Origin of the sequence: Burkholderia sp. LMG 13014, assembly GCF_905232215.1 — a bacterium.
In the GTDB taxonomy this organism is placed as follows: Bacteria; Pseudomonadota; Gammaproteobacteria; order Burkholderiales; family Burkholderiaceae; genus Burkholderia.
Genome location: NZ_CAJNKE010000499.1, coordinates 1 through 4,336 on the forward strand (window position 1 = coordinate 1; position 4,336 = coordinate 4,336).

A 4,336-nucleotide genomic window follows, 5' to 3' on the forward strand; every position below is an offset into this window, starting at 1 on the left:
CTGAAGTGCCGCCGCCTGAAGTGCCACCGCCTGAAGTGCCGCCACCTGAAGTGCCGCCGCCTGAAGTGCCACCGCCTGAAGTGCCGCCACCGGAAGTGCCGCCACCGGAGGTGCCACCGCCTGAAGTGCCGCCTCCGGAGGTACCACCACCAGAAGAACCACCACCCGAACCCCCGGTGCCAGACGCATTCCCTCCGCGGCCCGAGCCACCCGAGCCACTCGTACCGCCGGATGTTCCGCTTGTCGTTCCACCGATGCCAGCAGGTCCGACGGTACCGTTCCCGTTGTTGCCGCTGCCGTTGCCATTTCCGCTACCTGGGCTGCCGCCGTTGCCATTTCCATTGCCGCTCGTGCCTGCGCCATTCCCGCCAACGTGTCCGCCGGCGAAAACGTGCACCGCGCACGCAGCCGGATTGGCTGCGCAAGGCGAGGCGTCGTCGACCAGCGTCATGATGGCGTCCGCGTTGGCAACTGCATCGGCCGCGGCGTCCGGTGTCGCATCCTGTGCGACGGCATACGAGCAACAGCACGCGAATGCGGCTGCGGCGAACAAGGTTGCGCGATAGCGCCGTCCCGGCGTACGGAACGGTTGTTTCGTCTTGAGCATCATGGCCTCCCCATGCGCGCGATGCCTCGTCGCCGCGCGGCGATCTACGTGTGGTGCAGGGGGCCGGTAAAGGTTCGTAGTCCTGTCGGCAGCCGATCGCTTTCGGGCGGGCGCTGGACGCCAGCTGCGATCGCGGAACGGCATGCGGGCCCGCCGTGCAGAATCCCTATCTGCGAGATTCGTGCCATCGGCCGCTTGCGCCCGTCGCGCAAGGCGCACGCAGGCGCGCGACGGCGCCTGCAACGTTTTTGGGGAGAATTTTGTTTCCGGAATGAAACGTCTGAGCTAAGTTCAGCGCGCAGGCGCATCGGCCGCGTGCTGCCAGCGATGGAACAGGATCGACGCGATCCAGCAGACGAGGAACAGGGCGACGATGCCGTAACCGATCGAGCCGAAGCGTTCGCCGAGCGCATCGAGCGCGTCGCGCACGGGGCCCGTCAGCGACAGCTTGTCGGCCAGCAGGCCGGCTGCCTCGATTCCGCCGATCGCCAGCGCGACGGCCGCCGACACGAACGTGATGCTCGCGTTGTAGAGCAGCTTGCGCTGCGGATCGTCCATCGCCCAGCCGTACGCGTGAATCATCAGCACGTTGTCGGTCGAGTCGATCAGCGTCATGCCGGCGGTGAAAAGCGCGGGAAACAGCATGACGGTATAGACCGGCAGCCCCTGGCTCGCCTGCGCGGCCGCGATCGCGAGCAGGCCGATTTCGGTTGCAGTATCGAAACCCAGCCCGAACAGCACGCCGACCGGATACATGTGCCAGCTCTTCGACACGAACCGGAACAGCGGGCGCAGCAGCCGGGACACGAGCCCGGCAGGCCGGTGTACATGCGTGGCATCGTGTGCGTGCGCGTGCCCGCCGCGATAGCGCCGCCACAGATCGCGCAGGATCACCAGGTTCACGCACGCGAGCACGAGCAGGAAGGTGGCCGACACTGCCGTGCCGATCGTGCCGCCGATCTCGCGGAACGCATCGAACCGGTCGCGCAGCGCGAATGCGGTCAGCGCGATGCCGAGCGTCGCGGCGATCACGATCGTCGAATGGCCGAGCGAGAAGAACAGGCCGACGCTCACCGGGCGCTGGCCGTCCTGCATCAGCTTGCGCGTCGCGACGTCGATCGCCGCGATATGGTCGGCATCGACCGCATGACGCAAGCCGAGCCCGTATGCGATCGCGGCGGTGCCGAGCAGCAGCGGATGATCGCGCAGCACCGCGAGCGCCCACAGCCAGACAGCGGCGTTCGCGGCGATCAGGCCGGCATAGAGGATCAGCAGGCGGCGCAGGGCAGGGGTGGGCGGCATCGGGACGGTTCCATCTGACGAATCGCGATGCATTGTGTCACGCGAAAAAATTGCCGGGCGTGCCGATCAAAAAAGCCGCGCACCGTGCGCAGCGGACGAAAAAAAGCCCGTCCGGAACCGGACGGGCCTTGCCTGCATGTGGTGGCGCGCGAGCGCGCTGCGCTTACTTCGCTTTCGCGCTGATCACGCCTTCCGATACGTTGGCCGGCGTTTCCGCGTACTGCTTGAACTCCATCGTGTAGGTCGCGCGGCCCTGCGTGGCCGAACGCAGCGACGTCGAATAGCCGAACATTTCCGCGAGCGGCACTTCGGCGCGCACGAGCTTGCCGCCGCCACCCGCGATGTCTTCCATCCCCTGCACGATGCCGCGCCGGCTCGACAGGTCGCCCATCACATTGCCCATGAAGTCTTCGGGCGTTTCCACCTCGACGGCCATCATCGGTTCGAGCAGCACGGGCTTCGCGCGGCGCATCGCTTCCTTGAACGCCATCGAGCCGGCCATCCGGAATGCGTTTTCGTTCGAGTCGACGTCGTGGTACGAACCGAACGTCAGTGTGACCTTCACGTCGACGACCGGATAGCCCGCCAGTACACCGCTCTTCAGCGTTTCCTGGATGCCCTTGTCGACCGACGGAATGTATTCGCGCGGAATCACGCCGCCCTTGATCGCGTCGACGAACTCGTAGCCCTTGCCGGGGTTCGGTTCGAGCGTGATCACCGCATGCCCGTACTGGCCGCGCCCGCCCGACTGCTTGACGAACTTGCCTTCGACGTCCTTCGCCGGCGTGCGCACCGTCTCGCGATACGCGACCTGCGGCTTCCCGACCGTCGCTTCCACGCCGAATTCACGCTTCATCCGGTCGACCAGAATTTCGAGGTGAAGCTCGCCCATCCCCGAAATGATCGTTTGCCCGGATTCTTCGTCGGTCTGCACGCGGAACGACGGATCTTCCTGTGCCAGACGGTTGAGCGCGAGGCCCATCTTTTCCTGGTCGGCCTTCGTCTTTGGCTCGACGGCCTGCGAAATCACCGGCTCCGGGAAAATCATGCGTTCGAGCACGATCGGGTGAGCCGGATCGCACAGCGTGTCACCGGTGGTCGCTTCCTTCAGGCCGACGGCCGCTGCGATGTCGCCTGCGCGCACCTCCTTGATTTCCTTGCGCTCGTTCGCGTGCATCTGGAGGATCCGGCCGAGCCGCTCCTTCTTGTCCTTGGTCGCGTTGAGCACCGTGTCGCCGGATTCGACCACCCCCGAATACACGCGGAAGAAGATCAGCTGGCCGACGAACGGATCGGTCATGATCTTGAACGCGAGCGACGAGAACGGATCCTCGTCGTTCGGATGACGTTCCGCTTCCTTGTCGTGCAGGTCATGGCCGAGAATCGCGGGCACGTCGGCAGGCGACGGCAGGTAGTCGATCACCGCGTCGAGCATTGCCTGCACGCCCTTGTTCTTGAACGCGCTGCCGCACAGCATCGGCACGATCTCGTTCGCGATCGTGCGCTTGCGCAGCGCGGCCTTGATCTCGTCCTCGGTCAGCGACTCATGGTCGTGCAGGTACTTCTCGAGCAGCTCCTCGCTGGCTTCCGCCGCGGCCTCGACCATCTTCTCGCGCCATTCGTGCGCGAGCTCGACGAGGTTCGCCGGGATGTCCTCGTACGAGAACTTCACGCCCTGGCTTTCGTCATCCCACACGATCGCCTTCATCTTCACGAGATCGACGACGCCCTGGAAATGATCTTCCGCGCCGATCGGAATCTGGATCGGCACGGCGACGCCTTTCAGGCGCTCGCCGATCTGCCGCTGCACGCGGAAGAAATCGGCGCCGATGCGGTCCATCTTGTTGACGAACGCGATGCGCGGCACCTTGTACTTGTTGGCCTGGCGCCAGACGGTTTCGGACTGCGGCTGTACGCCGCCGACCGAGTCGTAGACCATGCACGCGCCGTCGAGCACGCGCATCGAGCGCTCGACTTCGATCGTGAAGTCGACGTGCCCGGGCGTGTCGATGATGTTGATCCGGTGCTCCGGATAATTGCCGGCCATGCCCTTCCAGAAGGCCGTGGTCGCCGCCGACGTGATCGTGATGCCGCGTTCCTGTTCCTGCTCCATCCAGTCCATCGTGGCCGCGCCGTCGTGCACTTCACCGATCTTGTGGCTCACGCCGGTGTAAAACAGGATGCGCTCGGTCGTCGTGGTCTTGCCGGCATCGATGTGAGCGCTGATCCCGATATTGCGATAGCGCTCGATGGGGGTTTTGCGGGGCACGTGAACCTCCTTAGGTTCGGATCGTAAGCGGGCCGGCAGGGCAGGCCCGGATTGGACAAGCTAGACTTAAAGGATAGCGCTTGCGCGTGGCTTTTGCAGATGCGGCCGGCACCGGCGGAATCAAGCCGGGTGCCGCCGCCGACAGGCGAAAAAAAGCC

Annotated in this window: 2 protein-coding genes and 1 pseudogene; all 3 read right to left on the reverse strand. The window is 65.1% G+C overall.

Annotation, left to right across the window (positions count from 1 at the left end):
- Positions 1-607: pseudogene (locus JYJ84_RS38020) on the reverse strand (hypothetical protein); the annotation flags it as partial.
- A gap of 291 nt (positions 608-898) precedes the next feature.
- Complete coding sequence (locus JYJ84_RS29580; protein WP_175223014.1) at positions 899-1,909, reverse strand: HoxN/HupN/NixA family nickel/cobalt transporter; 1,011 nt, start codon at positions 1,907-1,909, stop codon at positions 899-901.
- A 163-nt stretch (positions 1,910-2,072) separates the two neighbouring features.
- Positions 2,073-4,178 carry an elongation factor G gene (gene fusA / locus JYJ84_RS29585; protein WP_175223015.1) on the reverse strand — a complete coding sequence of 702 codons (2,106 nt, stop codon included), beginning with the start codon at positions 4,176-4,178 and terminating at the stop codon, positions 2,073-2,075.
- Positions 4,179-4,336 lie beyond the last annotated feature (158 nt).